Below are 22554 nucleotides of genomic sequence, written 5' to 3' on the forward strand. Positions count from 1 at the left end.
GCCCCAGCTTTGTAGGACAGCCCCAGCCAGAGGCCGCCGCCATGTTCGACCTGCCCCAAGCCGATCCCGCCAAGGTGCCGTTGGCGACCGTCCCCCTTGGCCTGTGGGGCACGGCCATGACCGCGCGCCGCAACGTGCTGGAACTGATCCCCGCCATCGCCACGCGCCAGCCCATCGTGTCGGGCAAGACCGGCGTCAGTTGGCACATGGTGATGGACCCGACCGCCCTGCGCCGGATCCTCAAGGAGAAGCTGGACGATTATCCGAAATCGGTTACGACCAAGCTGATCCTGAACCCGGCCATCGGTGACAGCCTGTTCGTGGCCGAGGGTGCGCATTGGCGCTGGCAGCGCCGCGCCGCCGCCCCGGCCTTTGCACAACGCCATGTCGAGGCGCTTGGCCCCGTGATGACCGCCGCCGCCAAGGCGTCCTGCCGCCGTCTGGCGGGCGCGCGCGGTCCGGTCGATCTGTTCGAGGAGACGGTGGCCGCCACCTTCGACGTGATTTCCGATGTGACCTTTTCCGGCGACGGGATGTTCGACCGCGATGCGGTGCATCAGTCGATCGACGCCTATATCGCGCAGACGGCCAAACTGTCGCTGATGGACGTGCTGGGCCTGCCCGCCTGGCTGCCGCGGCCGGGGCGGCTGTTTTCCGGTCCAGGGCTGAAGCGGATGAAGGCCATCGCGGACCAGTCCATCGCCGCTCGCGCGCAGGCCGCCGAAAAGCACGGGCCGCCTGACCTTCTGGACCTGCTGCTGGTCGCGCAGGACCCCGAGACCGGGCGCACGATGACCCGCGACGAGCTGCGCGACAACTTGCTGACCTTCATCGTGGCGGGGCACGAAACGACCGCCCTGACCCTGGCTTGGGCGCTGTACCTGATGGCCTTCGCCCCCGACATCCAGGAGGCCGCCGCCGAGGAGGCGCGCCGTGCCTTGGGCGACCGCGCCGCCACCGCCGCCGATCTGGGCTCGCTTCCCCTGACCATGCGCATCGTGAACGAGACGTTGCGCCTGTACCCGCCCGCGGCCTTCCTGTCGCGCACCGCCCAGGCCAGCGACACGCTGTGCGGACGCCAGATCAATCCCGGCGATACGGTCATGCTGCCCATCTATGCGCTGCACCGGCATCACCTGCTGTGGGACCGGCCCGACGCCTTCGACCCCGACCGTTTTCTGACCGCGCCCGACCGCTATGCGTTCCTGCCCTTCGGGGCGGGTCCGCGCATCTGCATCGGCGCCAGCTTTGCCCTGCAGGAGGCGGTGATCATCCTGTCGACGCTGCTGGCGCGGTTCCGTTTTGCCCGCGTGCCGGGGCGAGAGCCGCAGCCGCGCATGATCCTGACGCTGCGCCCCGAAGGCGGGGTCTGGCTGACCGTGACGCCCCGCGACTAAGCGGCTTGCGATTGCTCACATGGCTGTTACAGACTGCCCCTTGAAAAGGCAGCGGAGAACGCCATGACCGCCATCATCGAGTTTCTCAACACCATCTTCTGGGGCTATGTGCTGATCTACGGCCTGCTGGCCGTGGGCATCTACTTTACCCTGCGCCTGGGCTTCCTGCAATTCGTCCACTTCGCCGAGATGTGGCGCTGCGTGCGCGGATCGGGAGAGACGGACAAGGACGGCATTACCCCGTTCCAGGCGCTGTCGGTGTCGCTGGCCAGCCGCGTGGGCACCGGCAACATCGCGGGGGTCGCGGTGGCGCTGACGCTGGGCGGGCCGGGCGCGATCTTCTGGATGTGGATGGTGGCGCTGGTCGGCATGGCCACGGCCTATGCGGAATCGACGCTGGCACAGCTTTACAAGGTGCACGGGTCGGACGGGATGTATCGCGGCGGACCGGCGCAATACATCGCCCGCGGCCTGGGCCTGCCCTGGCTGGCCGCGCTGTTCGCAGTCGCGCTGATCGTCGCCTTCGGCCTGGTGTTCAACGCGGTCCAGGCCAACTCGATCGCGCAGGCGGTCGAGGGCGCCTTCGGCATCGGCGCGGGCATGGTCGGCATCGGCGTGGCGATCCTGTCGGGCATCATCATCTTCGGCGGCATCCCCCAGATCGCGCGGGCGGCCCAGTTCATCGTGCCGATCATGGCGGGTCTCTACCTGCTGGCGGCGGTCGTCATCCTGGTGATGAACATCACCGAGGTGCCGGGCATCCTGGGCGGCATCGTGCGTTCGGCCTTCGGCCTGCAAGAGACCGTGGGCGGGGTCGCGGGCGGCGTCGCGGCGGCCATGTTGAACGGGGTCAAGCGCGGCCTCTTCTCGAACGAGGCCGGCATGGGCTCGGCTCCCAACATCGCCGCGGTGGCAGTGCCCAACCCGCATCACCCCTCCAGCCAGGGCTTCGTGCAGGCCCTGGGCGTCTTCATCGATACCATCCTGGTCTGCACGGCGACCGCGGTGATGATCCTGCTGGCCGATGTCATGCCTTCGGACCAGCTGACCGGAGTGAACCTGACCCAGGCCGCGCTGACCGACCATTTCGGCGGCTTCGGCCAGATCTTCGTGGCGGTGGCGATCTTCTTCTTCGCCTTCACCTCGATCATCGGCAACTATTCCTATGCCGAGAACGCCATCGTTTATCTGGGCGCGGGCAAGCCGGGCATCATGGTCCTGCGGCTGGCGGCACTGGGCATGGTGGTCTGGGGCTCGCTGCAGGCGGTCACGACCGTCTTCAACTTCGCCGATGCCAGCATGGGGCTGATGGCCACGATCAACCTGATCGCCATCGTCGCGCTGTCGGGGACCGTTGCGGTCGTCACCCGCGACTATCTGCGCCAGCGCAAGGCCGGGCACGAGCCGACCTTCCGCATCGGCGATCACCCTGGCATCGCGCCGGGCGTGAACCGCGACATCTGGAAATAAGGCGGCACGGGCGCGCGGTCTTTACCCCGCGCGCCCGGCCATGCTAACGCGGGCGCAACCAGGAAAGGCCCCGCGATGGACGATCTGACCCCCCTGCGCCAGCAATGGCTGGACCGCATTTCTGCCGCCTCCGACCCTCAGGCCATCGAGGACGTGCGCCTGTCCGCGCTTGGCAAGAAAGGCGAGCTGAGCCTGATGATGCGCGAGCTGGGCCGCATGTCCCCCGAGGAGCGCCAGACCACCGGCAAGGCGCTGAACCAGATCCGCGACGAGATCGACGCCGCCCTGCGCGCGCGCAAGCTGGCGCTTGAGGATGCGGCGCTGGACGCGCGTCTGCGCGACGAATGGCTGGACGTGACCCTGCCGGGCCGTCCGCGCCGCCAGGGGTCGATCCACCCGATCAGCCAGGTCACCGACGAGGTCACGGCGATCTTTGCCGACATGGGCTTTGCCGTCGCCGAAGGGCCGCAGGTCGAAAGCGACTGGTACAATTTCGACGCGCTGAACATCGCCCCCGAACATCCCGCACGGCAGGAGCACGACACCTTCTTCATGCACCGCGCGCCGGGCGACGACCGTCCGCCGCACGTGCTTCGCACCCACACGTCTCCGGTGCAGATCCGCGCCATGCAGGATCACGGCGCCCCGGTCCGCGTGATCGCGCCGGGCCGCGTCTATCGCATGGACATGGATCAGACGCACACGCCGATGTTCCACCAGATCGAGGGCGTGGCCATCGACCGCGACATCAGCATGGCGCATCTGAAATGGACGCTGGAGGAATTCTGCCGGGCCTTCTTCGAGGTGCCGTCGGTCGAGCTGCGCTTCCGCGCGTCGCATTTCCCCTTCACCGAACCGTCGGCCGAGGTGGACATCCGCTGTTCCTGGGAGGGCGGCCAGCTGAAGATCGGCGAGGGCAATTCCTGGTTGGAGATCCTGGGTTCGGGGATGATGCATCCGCATGTCCTGCGCTCTGGCGGGATCGACCCGGATCAATGGCAGGGCTTTGCCTTTGGCATGGGCATCGACCGGATCGCGATGCTGAAATACGGCATCCCCGACCTGCGCGCCTTTTTCGAAAGCGACCTGCGCTGGCTGCGCCACTATGGCTTTGCAGCAGGCGACGTGCCGAGCGTCAGCGGCGGGCTGTCGCGCTGAAGGCGGCGCGCCCTTGCGATCGAGGGGCGCGCGCCGTGGACGTCAGGCGGTGAACGGAACGCCCGGTGCGGATGCGGGGAAGGCGGTTGGGTGCGGTCCGGAATGACCCCCGAACTCCACGGCCCGCCTCTGCCGCAGGGCGTCCTGATCGGCCCTGATGATCCCGGGGATCAGGAACAGATCGACGAACGCCCAAATCCCGACTGCGGCCAGCATGATCAGTCCGACCCCGAGGATCAGCGTCATCCAGCCCAGCACCCACAGGATCAGCATGGCGACTGCCATGCCGGTCTTGCCCAGATAGAACCGGTGCGCCCCGAATCCACCCAGAAAAACCAGCAGAAAATAGGCGATCACGGGCGACCTAGTGTCGTTCGTGACACGCTGTTCGATGAGGATTCGCTGTTGGGTATCAAGGGGCAAGTCGAAATCTCCGGATCTGAAAAGGAAATGTCTATAGTTGACCGCCCTAGCACGGGCCGCCTTTACAGATCACGGAAATTTCAACCTCAGGTTAACGGCGCGCCATCACCGCAGCCGCCGCCGGATGTCCTCGCGGTCTGCGCGGACCATTCCGGGGATCAGGAACAGGTCGATGATGCACCACAGCACCACGAAGCCCACCGCCGGCCAGCCAATCAGGATCGGCACCGTCAGCCAGCCTACGCCCCAAATGGCCAGCATGATGAACCCGCTGATCCAGCGGCCCAGATACATGCGGTGCACGCCGAACCCCCACAGGAAGATCAGCAGCAGATAGGCGATCAGCGGCGATTTCGCCTCGTTGGCCACCCGCTGCTCGATCAGCAATTCGCGCTGCACATCCATCCGCAAGGCTCTCCTGTTCCATGTCGCGCCCGCCATCCGGGCGCATTGCAAAGATAGGAACGCCCCGCCGCCACGCAAGATCCGCACCGCAGAACCCGACGGACCCTGCGCGCGGTCAGTGACCCCACGATGCCTGAGACGATCCGGCAGCACCACCGACCACGGCGCCGTGCCCCAGGCCGATGGGATCGACAGCGTCCGGGGTCAGTCGACGCGCTCGAACCGCTCGAACACCAGGCCCACGGGGCGGATCGGTGCGCCGGGCTGGTCGGGGCGGTTCACGTCCGTCAGCGCCATCCGGTATTCTCCGGGTTCCAGCACCACCGGCCCCAACCGGGCGTCCACGCTGCCGTCCTGGTCGTCGGCCTGCGCCACGACCGCGCCGTCCCGCGAAAACAGCGCCAGCTTGGCATCGACGCCGACCAGTTCGCCATAGGCGCTGACAATCAGCGCGGTCTCCCGGTCCAGGGTGAAGGTCAGCCATTGCGCGGTGCCGTCCTGCAGGACGACCGTTTCGCGGTCGGCGGCCAGGTCGATGGCCTGCATCGGATAGTCGCCATCCGTGGGCGGCGCCAGCTCTCCCTTGCGCCAGGCGGTGCGCAGATAGCTGTCGCGGTCCAGCGCCTCGACGCTGACGGTGATCGTGCCCTCGCCCGAGGAGATCGGCGCGACACCCAGGCAATAGTGGCCTTCTGCCAGACCGGTTGGGAAATCGAGGCGCGCGTTCAACCCGTCGGCATCGTCGTTGGCGGCGATCTGCGTGCCCGACCCGTCGAACAGGATCATGTTCGGGTCCAGCCCGTCGCTGACCGCGCGCAGGGTCACGGAGGCGCTGCCGTCCAGCGCGAATCGCAGATAGCGGACGGTGCCGTCCGTCTGCGCCTCAACGGGCAGGGCGGCGTTCAGCGGCCCCTGGCCCAGGGTCTCGGCAGGCGTTTCAGGGGTGCAGGCGGCGATGGTCGTGTCCACGGGATCGACCAGCAGGGCGTGCATGTCGGGACGCGTCAACTGGACGGTCGCGGTCATGTCCGCGTCCCCGATGGGGATCAGCCGCACGCAGTAATCGCCCGGCCCGACCGACTGTTCGATCCGCGAATTCAGCCCGATGGCGTCGTCATTCTCGGCCAGCAGGTCGCCGTCGGGGGTTTCCAGCCTGATCGACGGGTCGCCGTCAGACATCGCCTCCAGCCTCAGGGGCTGCATGTCGCCCGTCACCCGGAACATCGCATAGGGGTTGGTGCCGGCGGTCGTGGTCATCTGCCGCGACAGCGCGGCCCCCGCCGCGGTGATGTCGCTGGCATCGGGATCGTCGCCCAGCCAGGTGGCGGGCTGACCGGAACACTGCGGCTGGGCCGGGGCGTCCTGCGCCTGCGCGGGCAGGGCTGCCAGCAGCAGGAGGGGCAGGGGGGCAAGACGGGACATGAGACTCATGATGACACCTTCGGTTTGCTTCGCGCTACAGTTGCACCCTGCGCAGGGCCCGGCAAGCGTGGTGCCGGGCCGGGGATTCGGGGAAATCCGCTGATCCGGCTTGACCCAGGACGCATGGCACGGTTCAAGGCGGCAAAGTCCCCGCGCGGGCCGACCCGGAAGGCAGACGCCATGAAGTTCACCCTCTCCTGGCTCAAGGAGCATCTCGACACCACCGCGACCATCGACCAGATCGCCGAGGCGCTGACCGATCTTGGCCTGGAGGTCGAGGAGATCGCGGACCCTGCCGCCAAGCTGGGGACCTTTACCCTGGCGCGGATCGATCATGCCGAACAGCATCCCGATGCCGACCGCCTGCGCGTCTGCCGGGTGATGACGGACGAGGGCGAAAAGCAGATCGTCTGCGGCGCGCCCAATGCGCGGGCGGGCATCACGGTCGTTCTGGCCAAGCCCGGCGATTATGTCCCCGGCATCGACACGACGCTTGGCGTGGGCAAGATCCGCGGCGTCGAAAGCCACGGCATGATGGCCTCCGAACGCGAGCTGGAGCTGTCCGAAGAGCATGACGGCATCATCGAACTGCCGTCCGGCGAGGTCGGGCAGCGCTTCGTCGACTGGCTGGCGCAGAACGCGCCGGACAAGATCGACCCGATGATCCACATCAAGATCACGCCGAACCGCCCCGACGCCCTGGGCGTCCACGGCGTCGCCCGCGACCTGGCCGCGCGCGGCCTGGGCACGTTGAAGGCCGTGACGGTCGATGGGGTGCCCGGCGCCTTTCCCTGCCCGGTGGGGGTGACGATCGACGCGGGCGTGGCCGCCAAGGCGCCGTTCTTTGCCGGCCGCGTGGTGCGGGGCGTGACGAACGGCCCGTCGCCCGCCTGGCTGCAGAAGCGCCTGCGCGCGATCGGCCTGCGTCCGATCAATGCGCTGGTGGACATCACCAACTTCTTCACCTTCGACCTGAACCGGCCGCTGCACGTGTTCGACGCGGGCAAGGTCGCGGGCGACCTGATCCTGCGCGGCGCACGGGCCGGAGAGGAGCTGGTGGCGCTGGACGACAAGACCTATGCCCTGCCCGAAGGCGCGGTGGTGATCTGCGACGACAACGGCATTGAGAGCATCGCGGGCATCATGGGCGGCGCGGCATCGGGCGCGTCCGAGGAGACGCGCGACGTCTTCATCGAGGCCGCCTATTTCGATCCGATCAGCACCGCCGCCACCGGCCGCGCGCTGAAGATCAACAGCGATGCGCGCTATCGCTTTGAACGCGGCATCGACCCGGCCTTCACCCTGCCGGGGCTGGAGCTGGCCACGCGCATGGTGCTGGACCTGTGCGGCGGCGAGGCCTCCGAGGTGGTGACCGCCGGCGCGTTGCCCGACACGGGTCGCGCCTATCGCCTGGACCCCGCGCGCACCAGCCGCCTGGTCGGCATGGATATCGACGAGGCCGATCAGCGCGCCACGCTGGAGGCCCTAGGGTTCCGGCTGGAGGGCGAGATGGCCCATGTCCCCAGCTGGCGCCCCGACGTGCTGGGCGAGGCCGATCTGGTCGAGGAGATCGCCCGCATCGCCAGCCTGACCAAGCTGCAGGGCAAGCCCCTGCCGCGGGCCCAGGCCGGGGTGCCAAAGCCCGTGTTGACGCCCCTGCAGGTCCGCGAGAAGACGGCGCGGCGCATGGCGGCGGCCTTGGGCTACAACGAATGCGTGACCTACAGCTTCATCGACCAGGGGTCGGCGGCGCTGTTCGGCGGCGGGGATGATGCAGTGCGCGTCGAGAACCCGATCAGCAGCGAGATGAGCCATTTGCGCCCCGACCTGCTGCCCGGCCTGCTGCAGGCCGCGGCGCGCAACCAGGCGCGCGGCTTCGCCGATCTGGCGCTGTTCGAGCTGGGCCCGGTCTTTTCGGGCGGAGAGCCGGGCGAGCAGGCGGTCCGCATCAGCGGGTTGCTGGTTGGCCAGACCGCGCCGCGCGACCCCTTCGGCAGCCGCCGCAAGGTGGACCTTTACGACGCCAAGGCCGATGCCGAGGCGATCCTGAACGCCATCGGCGCGCCTGCGCGTGCGCAGATCAACCGCAAGCTGGACGGCTGGTGGCATCCGGGGCGTGCGGGCAACATCGCGCTCGGGCCGAACGTGCTGGCAACCTTCGGCGAGATCCACCCCAAGGTCCTGCGCCAGATGGACGTCAAGGGGCCGGCCGTGGGCTTCACGATCCAGCTGGCCGCGGTGCCCTTCCCCAAGGTCAAGACGCCCACGCGACCCGCGCTGGAGCTGTCCGAACTGCAGGCCGTCGATCGCGATTTCGCCTTCGTTGTGGATGCGGGGGTCGAGGCGCTGACCCTGGTCAACGCCGCCGCCGGGGCCGACAAGGCGCTGATCGCGGGCGTGTCCGTCTTTGACCAGTTCCAGGGGCTGGAGGGCGGCCAGAAGTCGCTGGCCATCACCGTGCGCCTGCAGCCGCGCGACAAGACGCTGACCGATGCCGATATCGAGGCGGTCAGCCGCAAGGTCGTCGAGAAGGTCGAAAAGGCCACGGGCGGCCGCCTGCGCGCCTGATCCGCCCGGTCACGGACACGAAAAGACCCCGCCCGGTTGTCCGGGCGGGGTCTTTTCATGTCGGCCGTCTGGCGCGTCTCAAAAGATCAGCGACAGGATGCCGATCACGACCAGCAGGCCGATGATGAAGATGATGCCGGCGGCGCCGCCGATGAACTTGAGCATGTCGGTCTCCTGTTTGTTACGCAGGACAACCGGAAAGGCGCGCTGTTGTTCCCCGGCACGGGCCGCGCGGTGCAGGAAAACCGGATGATCATGCGGGGAAACGGTGAGAGGCTGGACAACGACCCATGCGGGACTCGTTACGGCTGCTTCCTTCCGGACCTGACCGATTTGGCGAGGCGCTTGCCCGCGCCAACCTCTCGGGCGCACAGATAGGATGGTCGCGCGGCGGATGCAAGCCCATGCGCATGTCTTACAGCGACAGGCGCATCACCGCGAAACCGTCCTCGTTCAGTCCCACGCCCTGCAGCCGGTCTGGTTCGGGCAGGGGACGGTCCAGCGCGGCGGGCGCGGTCTCGAACAGGACGGTGGTGCCGGGCTGGGGCGCGAAGGCCCAGTTGGGCCGGGCCGGAATGCGGACCCGCCGCAGCTGTCGGACATAGCGGCGCAGAACGTCCAAAGTCAGCGCGTCACGGTCCAGGATCACCCGGTTGCACGAGACCAGCGGACTGAACAGCCCGCAGCTTGCCAGCCGATACGAGTTCGTGGCCAGCACGAAGGCCTGGTCGTCCGCGACGGGCCGGGTCTGCCAGGTCAGGTCGCGGATGCGGTGGGCATTCGGGTCGGCAAGCCGCCCGTCGGGGTGAAAACGCGCCGGGGCGGACAGGTCGATCCGCCAGCTGACCCCGTCGATGACATCGAAGTTGTAGGCCGGAAACTCGGGGTTCAGCAGCGGCGCGTCGCGCGCGCCGGGCTGGACGCGGTGAAACAGGCTGGCGGAACGTTCCAGCCATCCCCGCAGCTGCGCGCCCGTCAGGCGGATGGCGGTGATCCGGTTCGGAAAGGAGTAGAGGTCGGCCAGGTGCCGCAGGCTCAGCGTGCCCGCCGGGACGTCGGTGTAATGCTGCGGCCCGCCCCGCCCCCCGGCCCGATAGGGCGCCGAGGCCGACAGCACCGGCAGGTCCGCATCCGGGGTGCCCGCCAGCCGCTGCCGGACATGCCAGCGCTGTGCGAGGTTCACCAGGCGCAGGCCGCAATCATGGCCGATCACCGCGAAATGGCTGTTCAGGGGTTGCGCCGTGCGGCCGATGCGCGTGGACAGCTGTCGCAGCGTGGCCTTGTGCGCGGTCGCCACCTGTCGCGCCACCAGCACCGCGGTCGGCATCGCCGGCGTGACCGATTCGGCGCGCACGGCAAAGCGGTCGACCGCCAGCCCGCCATCCGCCCGCGGGGCAAAGCGCAGGTCGATCACCCCCAGATGCGATCCGCCAAAGCCAGGCATGACCGCGGGCTTGCCCGCCAGCGTTCCCCGATCGGCGTCGATGCCGGGGCGGCCGCGCCAGCGGGGGCCGGGAAAGACCTCGTGCGTGTGGCCGGCGATCAGCACGTCGATGCCGGGCAGGGCGGCCAGCGCATGGGCGGCATGCTCCATCCGGGGCAGGGGCTCGGGGCCGCCGATGCCGCTGTGGGCCAGCGCCACGACCAGATCGACCCCCTGGGCACGCAGCCGCGGCACCAGGCGGCGGGCACAGTCCAGGATGTCGTCGCTGCGCATGACGGCGCGCAGGTCCTGGTCCCACTCCTCCGTCTGGGGCGGCAGAAAGCCGATCACGCCGATGCGCAGCGGCAGGCGGTTGCCCTGGGGGTCGGTCAGCTCACGCTCGATCACGCAGGTGGCGGCGAAATCGGCGCCGCGGCGCACGGTCAGGTTCGCGGCCAGCATCGGAAAGCGCGCCCGTGCCACCGCGCGCCGCAGAAAGGGCAGGCCGAAGTTGAAATCGTGGTTCCCCAACGCCGCCGCGTCATAGCCAAGCGCGTTCATCGCCGCGATGGCCGGGTGGGTGCCGGCGAAGGGTCCGCTGCGCCGCGCGACCAGGTCGCCCATCGGACCGCCCTGCAGGAAATCGCCGTTGTCCAAGAGGATGCTGGCATGCGGCCCGGTCCGCCGCGCCTCGATCAGCGATGCGGTGCGCGCCAGCCCGATCCGGTCCGACGGACGATCCGCCAGGTAATCGTAGGGCAGCAGGTGCATGTGCAGGTCGCTGGTGGCCAGGATGCGCAGCGTCATGCCGTCCGGGGGCGGATCATCCGCGGCCGTTGCGGGCATTTGCATCGTCTTCCTGTCAAACATGTGATCGCCCGACGCCGCGTTGCGCATGCCGTCATGTCCTTTCCGGGCACGGACGACATACCGATACCATGCTTACTGTATACAATTCGAACCACACAACCAAAGATTGAAGAACGCACGCTTTATCAGGTCATTGTGGCACAGAATTTCACAAATCCGAAACGTTGCGCTGAATTCGGGCGCGCCTTGGTTTTCGGGTGCCATGATCGCGGTTTGGTAATCCCCCGGTTGAACCTGCCGCGCGATCCGGATTATCTGCCAAGGGAGGGGTCGGCGGTCCTGGCCGCCCTGGATGGGTCATTGGGTCGTTTCAGATGAAGTTCTCCACGCGGATCGACACGGACCTTCCCGCGGAACGCCTGTTCGAGGTGGTCGGGAATTTCGACGCGCTGGAACGGATGGTGATCGGCCGCGGCGCAACCGTGGCGCGCATCGATCCGTCGAACGAACCGGGGATCGGCATGGGCTGGAACATCGGGTTCGACTGGCGGGGCAAGGCGCGGCAGCTGCGGCTGGCCGTCACGCGGTTCGACCGCCCCGAACAGATGATGATGGCCGGTCATTCCGATGCGCTGGACCTGACGGTGGTGGCCACCGTCGTCGCGCTGAGCCGCGTCAAGTCGCGCCTGATCTTCGAGACCGAGGTCCGCCCGCGCAACATGAAGGCCCGGCTGATGCTGCAGACCGCCAAGCTGGGCAAGGCGCAGCTTGACCGCCGCTATCAGCGCCGGATCGAGGATTTCGTCCACCAGATGCGCAACTTTGCCCGCTAGGCGGGATCAGTCCGCCATGCTTGCCTGTCGCTGCGTCTCGCGCAGCGGATCGGCCGGATAGACGCCCAGGATGTCCAGGCTGGAGGTGAAGTAGCGCAGCTCGTCCAGCGCCCGGGCGACGTTCGCGTCCTCGGGGTGACCCTCGATGTCGGCATAGAACTGGGTCGCGGTGAACACGCCGTCGACCATGTAGCTTTCCAGCTTGGTCATGTTCACGCCGTTCGTCGCGAACCCGCCCATCGCCTTATAGAGCGCCGCCGGGATGTTGCGGACCCGGAAGACAAAGCTGGTCAGCATCCGCTCGGCGCGCCGGCTGTCGTCGGCCTGGCGCGACATGATCAGGAACCGTGTCGTGTTGTTCTGCCGGTCCTCGATCCGGTCGGCCAGGCGGTCCAGGCCATAGATCTCGCCCGCCAGGGGCGCGGCCAGCGCGGCCAGCGACGGATTGCCGCGCGCGGCGACCTCCTTGGCGGAACCGGCCGTGTCGGCCCCGGTGATCGCGTGGATGGCGTTCCGGCGCAGGAACCCGCGGCACTGGCCCAGTAGGACGGTATGGCTCATCGCCTCGCGGACCTGATCCAGGGTCGTGCCGGGCACGGCCAGCAGGCTGATATGGACGCGCACGAAGGCTTCGTCGATGATGCGCAGGCCGGATTCTGGCAGCAGGTGATGGATGTCGGCCACCCGTCCATAGGTCGAGTTCTCGACCGGCAGCATGGCCAGATCGGCGTCGCCCGCGCGCACGGCCTCGATCACGTCCTCGAAGGTGCGGCAGGGCAGGGCCTCCATTCCAGGGCGCGCGCTGCGGCAGGCCTCGTGGCTGTAGGCACCCGGTTCTCCCTGGAACGCGATGCGATTCGTGGTCATGGCCGGGCCCCCGCTGTTCTAAATTTGAGCGTGCCGGGGTAACTATACCTTGATCCTTGAAAGCGAAAGCGGATACATACCGCACGACCTGACGAGCTTACCAAGGCGGGACCGCACGCGATGTTCAATACGATGACCCTGACCAAGGCAGCCGGCGCCTTCATTGGCGCGCTGCTGTTTTTGATGCTGGCCAACTGGGCGGCCAGCGGCCTGTTCACTGTCGGACATGGCGGCGATCACGGCGACGAGGAAATTGCGCAGGCCTATACCATCCCGGTCCCGGAAACCGTCCCCGCGGGCGAAGAGGAAGCGCCGCTGGACTTTGCCGCGCTGATGGCCTCGGCCGACGCGGCCGCGGGCGAGCGTGAATGGGCCAAGTGCCGGTCGTGCCACGCCCTCGACGGCAGCGACGGCGTCGGCCCGCACCTGAACGGCGTCGTCGGACGCCCGACCGCCAGCATCGACGGGTTCAGCTATTCCAGCGCGATGACCGAACATGCGGCCGAATACCCCACCTGGGATCCTGACCACCTGCAGGCGTTCCTGGAGAACCCGCGCGGCTTCGTCTCGGGCACCGCGATGAGCTTTGCGGGCATCCGCGATCCGCAGGCCCGCGCCAACCTGATCGCCTATCTGGAAGCCAATCCCTGATCGGTCCCGCCCGACCGTGCGCCATCCAGAAAACCCCGGCCCGGCGCCGGGGTTTTTTCATGGCCCGCGTTCACGAAATCGCGGCTTGAAGCCCGGCCCCCCGCTGGCCTAGCCTCTCGCTGGTCCAGACCGGAGAGACGACATGCGCCATGCCGCCCGCCTTGCCACGCTGCTTCTTGGGATCGCCGTGGTCCCAGCCTGGGCGCAGGACGCGGCCGGCGATCCGACGGTCATCAAGACGCATGGCATCGCCACCTTTGGCGAGCCCGCACTGCCCGCGGACTTTCCGCATCTGCCCTACGTGAACCCGGACGCGCCCAAGGGCGGCGAGATGTCCCAGCACGGCATCGGCACCTTTGACAGCTACAATCCCTACACGTTCCGGGGGCGGGCCACGGCGCCGTCGGTGATGATGCTGGAACCGCTGATGGAGTCGGTCCTGGACGATCCGTATTCGATGTACTGCCTGCTGTGCGAGACGGTCGAATATCCCGAAAGCCGCGACTGGATCATCTTCAACCTGCGCCCCGAAGCGCGTTTCAGCGACGGCAGCTCGCTGACGGCAGACGACGTCCTGTTCACGTTCGAACTGCTGCGCGACAAGGGCTTTCCGTCCTACAGCGAGGCGCTGAAGACACGCGTCGCCAGTGCCACGGTGCTGGACACGCACCGCATCCGGTTCGATTTCATGCCCGACATCGAACGCCGCGACGTGCTTGGGCTGATGGGCAACCAGTCGATCTTCTCGCGCGCCGAGTTCGAAGCGACTGGCCGCGACATCCAGCAGACCAGCACCACGCCGTTCCTGGGGTCCGGCCCCTATGTCTTCGACAGCGCGGATTTCGGGCGGTCGATCACGATGCGGCGCAACCCGGACTATTGGGGCAAGGACCTGCCCATAAACAAGGGCCGGCACAATTTCGACACCCTGCGCTTCGAGTATTTCGGCGATTTCGACGCGGCCTTCGAGGCGTTCAAGGCCGGCATCTATACCTTCCGGGTCGAGCCGTCCGAACAGCTGTGGTCGACCGGCTATGACTTTCCGGCGGTGGCGGCGGGCGCCGTCATCAAGGAGGAGATCCCCGACGGCGTGATCGCATCGGGCGATGCCTGGGTCTTCAACCTGCGGCGCGACAAGTTCAAGGACATCCGCGTGCGCGAGGCGATCGGGCTGATGTTCAACTTCGAATGGTCGAACCAGGCGCTGTTCTATGGCATGAACACCCGGCTGGACAGCTTCTGGGACAACAGCGACCTGCAGGCCGAAGGCCCGCCCACGCCTGAGGAGCTGGCGCTGCTGGAACCCGTCGCGGCCGATCTGCCGCCGGGCATCCTGACCGATGATCCGGTCTCGGCCCCGGTCAGCGGCGAACGCCAGCTGGACCGCGGCAATGCGCGCCGGGCGGCGGCGCTGCTGGACGAGGCGGGCTGGACGACCGGCACGGACGGCATGCGCCGCAACGCCGCAGGCCAGACGCTGCGGGTCGAGTTCCTGGACTTCAACCAGAGCTATGACCGCATCGTGAACCCCTATGTCGAGAACCTGCGTGCGATCGGCGTGGACGCGGTCCTGTCGCGGGTCGATCCGTCGGAACTGACCACCCGCACCCGCAGCCATGATTTCGACATCGTGCGCGACAGCCTGGGCAACGGTTACGGCATCGGCGGCGGCACCGCACAGGCCTTTGGGTCCGAGCACAGCGACGACGTGTTCAACCCGATGGGCCTGGCCAACCCCGCCATCGACCGCCTGATCGAGATCGGCAGCGCCGCCACGACGGACGCCGAGAACCGCGTCGCCATCCGCGCGCTGGACCGGGCGCTGCGCAGCCTGCGCTTCTGGATCCCGCAATGGTACAAGCCGGTGACCACGGTCGCCTATTGGGACGTCTATGACCGGCCCGAGACCCTGCCCGCCCTTGGGTTGGGGGTCACGGACTTCTGGTGGTACGACCAGACCCGCGCGGACGAGCTGCGGGCGGCGGGCCAGCTGCGCTGAGACGGCGATGCGCTTGATTTCCCGGCGCGGATTGCCGACAAGCCCAGATAACGACAAGGCCCCGCCAAGGGGCACGGACCCAACGGGGAAGGGCATGCGCTGATGGGCGCCTACATCTTGCGGCGACTGCTGCTGATCATCCCGACCCTGATCGGGATCATGGTGGTGAACTTTACCCTGACGCAGTTCGTCCCCGGCGGCCCGATCGAACAGATCGCGGCCCAGGTCCGGGGCGAGGGCGACGTGCTGGGCAACCTGGCCGGCGCCACGGCCGACAGCGCCGAACAGCTGGGCGGCGATGCGGGATACGAGGGCGCGCGCGGCCTGCCCCCCGAATTCATCGCCCAGCTTGAAAAGGAGTTCGGCTTCGACAAGCCCCCGGTCGAGCGGTTCTTCTCCATGATGTGGAACTACATCCGCTTCGATTTCGGGACCAGCTGGTTCCGGTCGATCAGCGTGATGGACTTGGTCGTCGAGAAGATGCCGGTCTCGATCACGCTGGGGCTGTGGTCGACGCTGATCGCCTATGTCGTCTCGATCCCGCTGGGCATCCGCAAGGCGGTGCGCGACGGATCGCGCTTCGACACCTGGACGTCGGGCGTGATCATCATGGCCTATGCGATCCCGGCCTTCCTGTTCGCGGTCATCCTGATGGTGCTGTTCGCGGGCGGCAGCTATTGGCAGATCTTTCCGCTGCGCGGCCTGACATCGGACAATTTCGCGGACCTGTCGGTCTGGGGCAAGGTCAAGGACTATGCCTGGCACGCGGCCCTGCCGGTGATCGCGGCCACGATCAGCAGTTTCGCGACGCTGACGCTGCTGACCAAGAACAGCTTCCTGGACGAGATCAACAAGCAGTACGTGATGACCGCGCGGGCCAAGGGGCTGACCGAACGCCGCGTCCTGTACGGCCACGTCTTCCGCAACGCGATGCTGATCGTGATCGCTGGCTTTCCGGCGATGTTCCTGGGCGTGTTCTTCGGATCAAGCATCCTGATCGAGACGATCTTCTCGCTGGACGGGCTGGGGCGCCTGGGCTTCGAGGCGGCGGTGCAGCGCGACTATCCGGTGATCTTCGGCACGCTGTATGTCTTCGGCCTGATGAGCCTGGTGGTCGGCATCCTGTCGGACCTGATGTACGTCTTTGTCGATCCGCGCATCGACTTTGAGAAGAGGGCGGGCTGATGGCGATGTCGGAACTGAACCGCCGCCGCTGGCGCAACTTCCGCCGGAACGGACGCGCCTTCTGGTCGCTGGTGATCTTTGCGGTCCTGTTCGTGACCGCGATGTTCGCCGAGATCGTGGCCAACGACAAACCCATCGTCGTCCGCTATCAGGGCGAACTGTACTGGCCCGCCTACAACTTCTATCCCGAGACCGCGTTCGGCGGCGATTTCGGGACCGAGGCGATCTATCGCGACGAGGCGGTGCAATGCCTGATCGTGTCGGGCGGCCGCGAGGAATGCTGGGACGAGCCGGAGGGCTTCATGGCGGCGGTGCGGTCGGGTTCGACCGATGTGCCCAAGGCCGAACAGGGCTGGATGATCTGGCCGCCGATCCCCTATCACTACCGCACCATCAACAACGTGGGCACCGCGCCCTCCGCGCCCGACGGCAACCACCTGCTGGGCACGGACGACACCGCGCGGGACGTGCTGGCGCGGGTGATCTACGGGTTCCGCACCTCGATCCTGTTCACGCTGATCGTGACGGTGGTGGCCTCGACCATCGGCATCACGGCGGGCGCGATCCAGGGCTATTTCGGCGGCCGCACCGACCTGGTGTTCCAGCGCGTGCTGGAGATCTGGGCTTCGACACCCAGCCTTTACGTCATCATCATCCTGTTCGCGATCCTGGGGCGCAGCTTCTGGCTTCTGGTCTTCGTCACCATCCTGTTCGGCTGGCCCGCGCTGGTGGGGGTCGTGCGGGCGGAATTCCTGCGGGCGCGGAACTTTGAATATGTCCGCGCGGCGCGCGCCCTGGGCGTCAGCGACCGCAAGATCATGTTCCGCCACATCCTGCCCAACGCGATGGTCGCCACGCTGACGATGATGCCCTTTGTCGTCACCGGCACGATCAGCGGCCTGGCCGCGCTGGACTATCTTGGCTATGGCCTGCCCGCCGGATCGGCATCTTTGGGAGAGATGGCGTTGCAGGCGAAACAGAACCTGCAGGCGCCCTGGCTGGCCTTCACGTCCTTCTTCACCTTCGCGATCATGCTGTCGCTTCTGGTGTGCATCTTCGAGGGCATCCGCGACGCCTTCGACCCCAGAAAGACCTTCCGATGAGCGATCAGCCCGTCCGCCCCGCCCCCGGCGCCCCCGCGGCCGTGGCCGAGAGCCATGGCGGCTCGATGCCCGGCGCGTCGCAGGCGCGTCCCGTGCCCGCCCCGTCCAGCGATGCCGTGCTGGCGGTCAGCGACCTGCGCATCGGGTTCCGGTCCGAAGGCGTCCTGACCGCGGCCGTCAAGGGCGTCAGCTTTCACATCGACCGTGGTGAGACCGTGGCCCTGGTGGGCGAATCCGGTTCGGGCAAGTCGATCACGGCGCTGTCCACCGTGCAGCTGCTGGGCGCCTCGGCCGAGGTCCAGGGGTCGGTGAAATACGCGGGCCGCGAGATGGTCGGCGCATCGGACCGCACCCTGCGCGACATCCGCGGCAACGACATCAGCTTCATCTTCCAAGAGCCGATGACCTCGCTGAACCCGCTGCACACGCTGGAAAAGCAGCTGTCGGAAAGCCTGGCGCTGCACCAGGGGCTGTCGGGCGCCAAGGCGCGGGCGCGGATCATCGAACTGCTGACCCGCGTCGGCATCCGCGACCCGGAAACCCGCCTGGCCGACTATCCGCACCAGCTGTCGGGCGGTCAGCGTCAGCGCGTGATGATCGCGATGGCCCTGGCCAACGGTCCCGACCTGCTGATCGCGGATGAACCCACCACGGCGCTGGACGTGACCATCCAGGCCCAGATCCTGGCCCTGCTGGCCGAGCTGAAGGCCGACGAGGGCCTGTCGATGCTGTTCATCAGCCACGATCTGGGCATCGTGCGCCGCATCGCCGACCGCGTCTGCGTGATGAAGGACGGAGAGATCGTCGAACAGGGCGCGGTCGAGGACATCTTTGCCCGGCCCCAGCACCCCTATACCCGCAAGCTGCTGGCCGCCGAGCCGACCGGGCAGGCCGATCCCATCGCCCCCGATGCGCCGGTCCTGGTCGAGACGCGCGACCTGAAGGTCTGGTTTCCCATCAAGCGCGGCCTGCTGCGCCGCGTGACGGGGCACGTCAAGGCGGTGAACGGCGCGACCCTGTCGCTGCGCGCGGGAGAGACCCTGGGCATCGTCGGCGAATCGGGATCGGGCAAGACCACGCTGGCCCTGGGCATCATGCGCCTGATCGAAAGCGACGGCCCGATTCTGTATCTGGGCCAGGATATCCAGGCCTGGACCAGCGGCCAGCTGCGCCGCCTGCGCCGCGACATGCAGATCGTGTTCCAGGACCCCTATGGCAGCCTGTCGCCCCGCATGACGATCGAACAGATCATCACCGAGGGCCTGGGCGTGCACGGGGTCGAACCCGGCCGGGACCGCCGCCAGCTGGTCACCGAGATCATGACCGAGGTCGGGCTGAACCCCCAGATGATGCACCGCTATCCGCACGAATTCAGCGGCGGTCAGCGTCAGCGCATCGCCATCGCCCGCGCGATGATCCTGCGCCCCAAGGTCGTCGTCCTGGACGAGCCGACCAGCGCGCTGGACATGACCGTGCAGGTGCAGATCGTGGATCTGCTGCGCGACCTGCAGCGGAAATACGGGCTGGCCTACCTGTTCATCAGCCATGATCTGCGCGTGGTGCGCGCGATGGCGCATCACATCATGGTCATGCGCGCCGGAGAGGTCGTCGAACATGGCAGCGTCGCGCAGATCTTTGACGCGCCCCGGCAGGATTACACCCGCGCCCTGCTGCGCGCGGCCTTTCCGATCCAAGAATGAAGATCCTGTTCGTCCACCAGAACTTTCCGGGCCAGTTTCCGCATCTGGCCCCGGCCCTGGCCGCGCGCGGCCACCAGGTCCTGGCCCTGACGGATGAGAACAACCAGCGGCCCAGCCCGATCCGGACCCTGCGCTACAAGGCGCCGGCGGCGGTGCAGACCGACAGCGCCCTGGGCCGGACCTATGCGGACCATGCGGAACGCGGCCTGCTGGCGGCGCGGGGGGCGCGTGCGCTGCGCGACCGGCACGGGTTTCACCCCGACATCGTCATCGGCCATCCGGGCTGGGGAGAGACGCTGTTCCTGAAGGAGATCTGGCCCCACGCGCGCCTGCTGGTCTATGCCGAGCTGATGTACCGCACCCGCGGCCACGACGTGGGCTTCGACCCCGAGATCAGCCCCGACCGGGACGAGGTGCGCTTCATGACCGTCGCGCGGTCGGCGCATCTGGTCCAGGCGATGGTGCAGGCCGATGCGGCCATCGCGCCCACCCGTTATCAGGCCGACAGCTTTCCGCCCGAGCTGCGCGGCAAGATCACCGTCATCCATGACGGCATCGACACCGCCCGCGTGGCCCCCGATCCCGCGGCCCGCCTGACCCTTCCGGGCGGCACGATCCTGCGCGCGGGGGACGAGGTGCTGTCCTTCGTGTCCCGTTCTCTGGAGCCTTACCGCGGGTTTCACGTGCTGATGCGGGCATTGCCCGACGTGCTGGCGGCGCGCCCCGACGCGCAGGTGGTCCTGGTCGGCGCCGAGGGCACCAGCTATGGCGCCAAGCCGCGCGATGCGAAAAGCTGGAAGGACAAGCTGCTGGCGGAGGTCGGCGCCCGGCTGGACCTGTCGCGGGTGCATTTCCTGGGCCGCGTGCCCTATGGCGACTATCTGTCGCTGATGCAGGTCGCGCGGGTGCATTGCTATCTGACCTATCCGTTCGTGCTGTCCTGGTCGCTGACCGAGGCGATGGCGGCCGGGGGGTATGTCGTGGCGTCCGATACCGAACCGGTGCGCGAGCTGATCACCGACGGGGTGAACGGGCGGTTGGTGCCGTTCTTTGACGGGTCGGCCCTGTCGGCGGCCCTGATCCGCGGATTGGCGGGCGATCCGCAGGCGGCGGCGATCCGCAAGGCGGCGCGGGCCACGATCCTGGGGGGCTATGATCTGGCGTCGCAATCGCTGCCGCGCCAGATTGCCTGGGTGGAAAGCCAGGGCGCGATGCGATAGACCCTTGGCCACGCTTGCCAAAAGGGCCGCATCATGACGCAGATCAGGCTGACCAACACCCGCACCCGCCGCAAGGAGGAGTTCGTCCCCATCGACCCGGCCAACGTGCGTCTGTATCTGTGTGGACCCACCGTCTATGACCGCGCCCATCTGGGCAATGCCCGGCCGGTCCTGGTGTTCGACCTGCTGGTGCGGCTGCTGCGGCATGAATACGGCGACCGTGCGGTCACGTATGTGCGCAACTTCACCGATGTCGACGACAAGATCAACGCCGAGGCGCAGCGCCGCCGTGCGGCCGGGTCCGACCTGTCCCTGGCGGCGCTGATCGCCGAGCGGACCGAGGAGACGATCGGCTGGTATCACGCCGACATGGACGCGCTTGGCGCGGCTCGTCCGGACCACGAGCCGCGGGCGACCGCCTATGTCGGCCAGATGATCGCGATGACCGCCGAGCTGATCGCCAAGGGCCATGCCTATGAGGCCGAGGGGCATGTGCTGTTCGACGTGCGGTCCTTTCCCGACTACGGCACGCTGTCGGGCCGTTCGGTCGACGACATGATCGCGGGCGCGCGGGTCGAGGTGGCGCCCTTCAAGCGCGACCCGATGGATTTCGTGCTGTGGAAGCCGTCCTCGGACGATCTGCCGGGCTGGGACAGCCCCTGGGGCCGGGGGCGTCCGGGTTGGCACATCGAATGCTCGGCCATGTCGGCGGCGCTCTTGGGGCCGCATTTCGACATCCACGGCGGCGGCATCGACCTGCAGTTCCCGCACCACGAGAACGAGATCGCACAGAGTTGCTGCGCCCATCCCGGCGCGGGTTTCGCCAATGTCTGGCTGCACAACGAGATGCTGCAGGTCGAAGGCAAGAAGATGTCCAAGTCCCTGGGCAACTTCTTCACCGTGCGCGACCTGCTGGACCGGGGCGTGCCCGGCGAGGTGATCCGCTTCGTGATGATGTCCACGCATTACCGCAAGCCGATGGATTGGACCGAGGCCAAGGCGCAGGAGGCCGAAGCTGTGCTTCGGCGGTGGCATGGGCTTGTTGCGGGCATCGAACCCGCAACAAGCCCGGCACCCGCGCTGATCGAGGCGCTTGCCGATGACCTGAACGCTGCGGGTGCCATCGCGGTGTTGCACGACCTGGCGGGTCGGGGGGACGCGGAGACGCTGCTGGCATCGGCCCGGATGCTGGGCCTGCTGCTGCCGGGTGTGGGCGAGTGGGCCCAGGCCGATGCCGGTGCGGCGGGCCAGATCGAGGCGTTGCTGGCGGCGCGACTGGCGGCGCGCCAAGCCCGTGATTTCGCCCGTGCGGATGCGATCCGCGACGGGTTCGCGGCAGCGGGCGTCGAGGTCAAGGACACGGCCAAGGGGCCCGAATGGTCGCTGGCCGCGGGGTTCGATCCGGCACGACTGGCCGATCTGGCGCGGACCCACGGCACATGACCCTGGAGGCCTGCACCGAGGCGCTGCGCCAGCATGACCCCGACCGGTTCGGTGCGGTGCTGGTGGCCGAGGCGGCGGACCGTCCGGCGCTGGTCACGCTCTATGCGCTGAACCTGGAGATCGCCCGCGCGCCGTTCCAGTCGGCCGAGCCGATGCTGGCCGAGATGCGGCTGCAATGGTGGATCGACCGGCTGGACGAGATGGGGCAGGGCACCGCGCCCCCGCTGCACGACGTGCTGACGCCCCTGTGGGAGGCCTGGGGGACCGACGCGGGCGCCCTGTCGCCCATGGCCGAGGCCCGGCGCAGGGATTGCGAACGCCAGCCCTTTGACGGGCCGCAGGCGGTGCTGGCCTATGTCGACGCGACGGCGGGCGCGCTGATGTGGACCGCCGCGCGCCGCTGCGGCGCGCCCGAAGGCACGCGAGAGATCGTGGCCCATCAGGCCCGCGGTGCCGGTCTGGCCGCGTGGCTGCGCG

Annotated in this window: 19 protein-coding genes and 1 other RNA gene; 13 read left to right on the forward strand and 7 right to left on the reverse strand. The window is 67.9% G+C overall.

The annotated features are described in order from the left end of the window. Positions 1–41 precede the first annotated feature (41 nt). The 3 genes from FHD68_RS05540 (at position 42) to pheS (ending at position 4025) form a co-directional block, all read left to right on the forward strand. The gene (locus tag FHD68_RS05540; RefSeq protein ID WP_127897974.1) at positions 42–1397 is read left to right on the forward strand and encodes a cytochrome P450; all 1356 of its coding nucleotides are present in this window, start codon (positions 42–44) and stop codon (positions 1395–1397) included. 63 nt (positions 1398–1460) lie between these two features. Beyond that, complete coding sequence (locus FHD68_RS05545) at positions 1461–2867, forward strand: alanine/glycine:cation symporter family protein (RefSeq protein WP_127897975.1); 1407 nt, start codon at positions 1461–1463, stop codon at positions 2865–2867. 75 nt (positions 2868–2942) lie between these two features. Then, positions 2943–4025: a phenylalanine--tRNA ligase subunit alpha gene (pheS, locus tag FHD68_RS05550; protein ID WP_127897976.1), complete on the forward strand. Its 1083-nt coding sequence runs from the start codon at positions 2943–2945 to the stop codon at positions 4023–4025. Positions 4026–4067: 42 nt separating this feature from the next. On the opposite strand, the gene FHD68_RS05555 is transcribed toward pheS, so the two are convergent. The 3 genes from FHD68_RS05555 to FHD68_RS05565 all read right to left on the reverse strand — a co-directional run bounded on the left by FHD68_RS05555 (position 4068) and on the right by FHD68_RS05565 (position 6284). Further along, complete coding sequence (locus FHD68_RS05555) at positions 4068–4382, reverse strand: TM2 domain-containing protein (protein ID WP_240542506.1); 315 nt, start codon at positions 4380–4382, stop codon at positions 4068–4070. 171 nt (positions 4383–4553) lie between these two features. Further along, a complete protein-coding gene (locus tag FHD68_RS05560; protein WP_042244914.1) occupies positions 4554–4853 on the reverse strand; it encodes a TM2 domain-containing protein in 300 nt (99 codons plus the stop codon). Between the two features lie 204 nt (positions 4854–5057). After that, on the reverse strand, positions 5058–6284 hold the full coding sequence (locus FHD68_RS05565) for a hypothetical protein (RefSeq protein WP_127897978.1): 1227 nt from the start codon (positions 6282–6284) through the stop codon (positions 5058–5060). Positions 6285–6455: 171 nt separating this feature from the next. Here FHD68_RS05565 and pheT point away from each other — a divergent pair, with 171 nt between their 5' ends. Then, the gene (gene pheT / locus FHD68_RS05570) at positions 6456–8843 is read left to right on the forward strand and encodes a phenylalanine--tRNA ligase subunit beta (RefSeq protein ID WP_127897979.1); all 2388 of its coding nucleotides are present in this window, start codon (positions 6456–6458) and stop codon (positions 8841–8843) included. A gap of 78 nt (positions 8844–8921) precedes the next feature. Here the strand turns inward: pheT and FHD68_RS19955 are convergent, their stop codons facing one another. The 3 genes from FHD68_RS19955 to FHD68_RS05585 form a co-directional block, all read right to left on the reverse strand. Continuing rightward, complete coding sequence (locus FHD68_RS19955; protein ID WP_127899305.1) at positions 8922–9008, reverse strand: small membrane protein YohP; 87 nt, start codon at positions 9006–9008, stop codon at positions 8922–8924. A gap of 102 nt (positions 9009–9110) precedes the next feature. Further along, positions 9111–9207: signal recognition particle sRNA small type (gene ffs / locus FHD68_RS05580), an RNA gene on the reverse strand. A gap of 51 nt (positions 9208–9258) precedes the next feature. Further along, positions 9259–11118 (reverse strand): bifunctional 2',3'-cyclic-nucleotide 2'-phosphodiesterase/3'-nucleotidase, encoded by a 1860-nt coding sequence (locus FHD68_RS05585; protein ID WP_240542507.1) that lies wholly within the window; start codon positions 11116–11118, stop codon positions 9259–9261. Positions 11119–11450: 332 nt separating this feature from the next. Here FHD68_RS05585 and FHD68_RS05590 point away from each other — a divergent pair, with 332 nt between their 5' ends. Further along, on the forward strand, positions 11451–11909 hold the full coding sequence (locus FHD68_RS05590) for a hypothetical protein (protein WP_046000145.1): 459 nt from the start codon (positions 11451–11453) through the stop codon (positions 11907–11909). Between the two features lie 6 nt (positions 11910–11915). On the opposite strand, the gene FHD68_RS05595 is transcribed toward FHD68_RS05590, so the two are convergent. After that, positions 11916–12776 (reverse strand): prephenate dehydratase, encoded by an 861-nt coding sequence (locus FHD68_RS05595; protein ID WP_045981499.1) that lies wholly within the window; start codon positions 12774–12776, stop codon positions 11916–11918. A gap of 120 nt (positions 12777–12896) precedes the next feature. On the opposite strand from FHD68_RS05595, the gene FHD68_RS05600 reads away from it, so the two are divergent. The 8 genes from FHD68_RS05600 to FHD68_RS05635 all read left to right on the forward strand — a co-directional run. Next, positions 12897–13427 carry a c-type cytochrome gene (locus FHD68_RS05600; RefSeq protein WP_127897980.1) on the forward strand — a complete coding sequence of 177 codons (531 nt, stop codon included), beginning with the start codon at positions 12897–12899 and terminating at the stop codon, positions 13425–13427. Between the two features lie 142 nt (positions 13428–13569). Continuing rightward, positions 13570–15426, forward strand: coding sequence for an extracellular solute-binding protein (locus FHD68_RS05605; protein ID WP_127897981.1), 1857 nt, complete (start codon positions 13570–13572; stop codon positions 15424–15426). Between the two features lie 102 nt (positions 15427–15528). Beyond that, positions 15529–16611: a microcin C ABC transporter permease YejB gene (locus FHD68_RS05610; RefSeq protein ID WP_127897982.1), complete on the forward strand. Its 1083-nt coding sequence runs from the start codon at positions 15529–15531 to the stop codon at positions 16609–16611. Beyond that, the gene (locus FHD68_RS05615) at positions 16611–17714 is read left to right on the forward strand and encodes an ABC transporter permease (protein ID WP_139085348.1); all 1104 of its coding nucleotides are present in this window, start codon (positions 16611–16613) and stop codon (positions 17712–17714) included. The genes FHD68_RS05610 and FHD68_RS05615 overlap by 1 nt, the downstream gene beginning before the upstream one ends. Positions 17715–17779: 65 nt before the next feature. Then, entirely contained in the window at positions 17780–19414 is a 1635-nt protein-coding gene (locus tag FHD68_RS05620; RefSeq protein ID WP_127899307.1) for an ABC transporter ATP-binding protein, read from the forward strand. After that, positions 19411–20634, forward strand: coding sequence for a glycosyltransferase (locus FHD68_RS05625; protein WP_127897984.1), 1224 nt, complete (start codon positions 19411–19413; stop codon positions 20632–20634). The genes FHD68_RS05620 and FHD68_RS05625 overlap by 4 nt, the downstream gene beginning before the upstream one ends. Positions 20635–20667: 33 nt before the next feature. Continuing rightward, positions 20668–22077, forward strand: a complete 1410-nt coding sequence (gene cysS / locus FHD68_RS05630) for a cysteine--tRNA ligase (protein WP_127897985.1) — start codon at positions 20668–20670, stop codon at positions 22075–22077. After that, the coding region (locus FHD68_RS05635; RefSeq protein WP_167550369.1) for a squalene/phytoene synthase family protein at positions 22074–22554 on the forward strand (481 nt) is incomplete at its 3' end. The genes cysS and FHD68_RS05635, both read left to right, overlap by 4 nt.

Origin of the sequence: Paracoccus marcusii, from assembly GCF_006151785.1 — a bacterium.
GTDB classification, from domain to species: Bacteria; Pseudomonadota; Alphaproteobacteria; order Rhodobacterales; family Rhodobacteraceae; genus Paracoccus; species Paracoccus marcusii.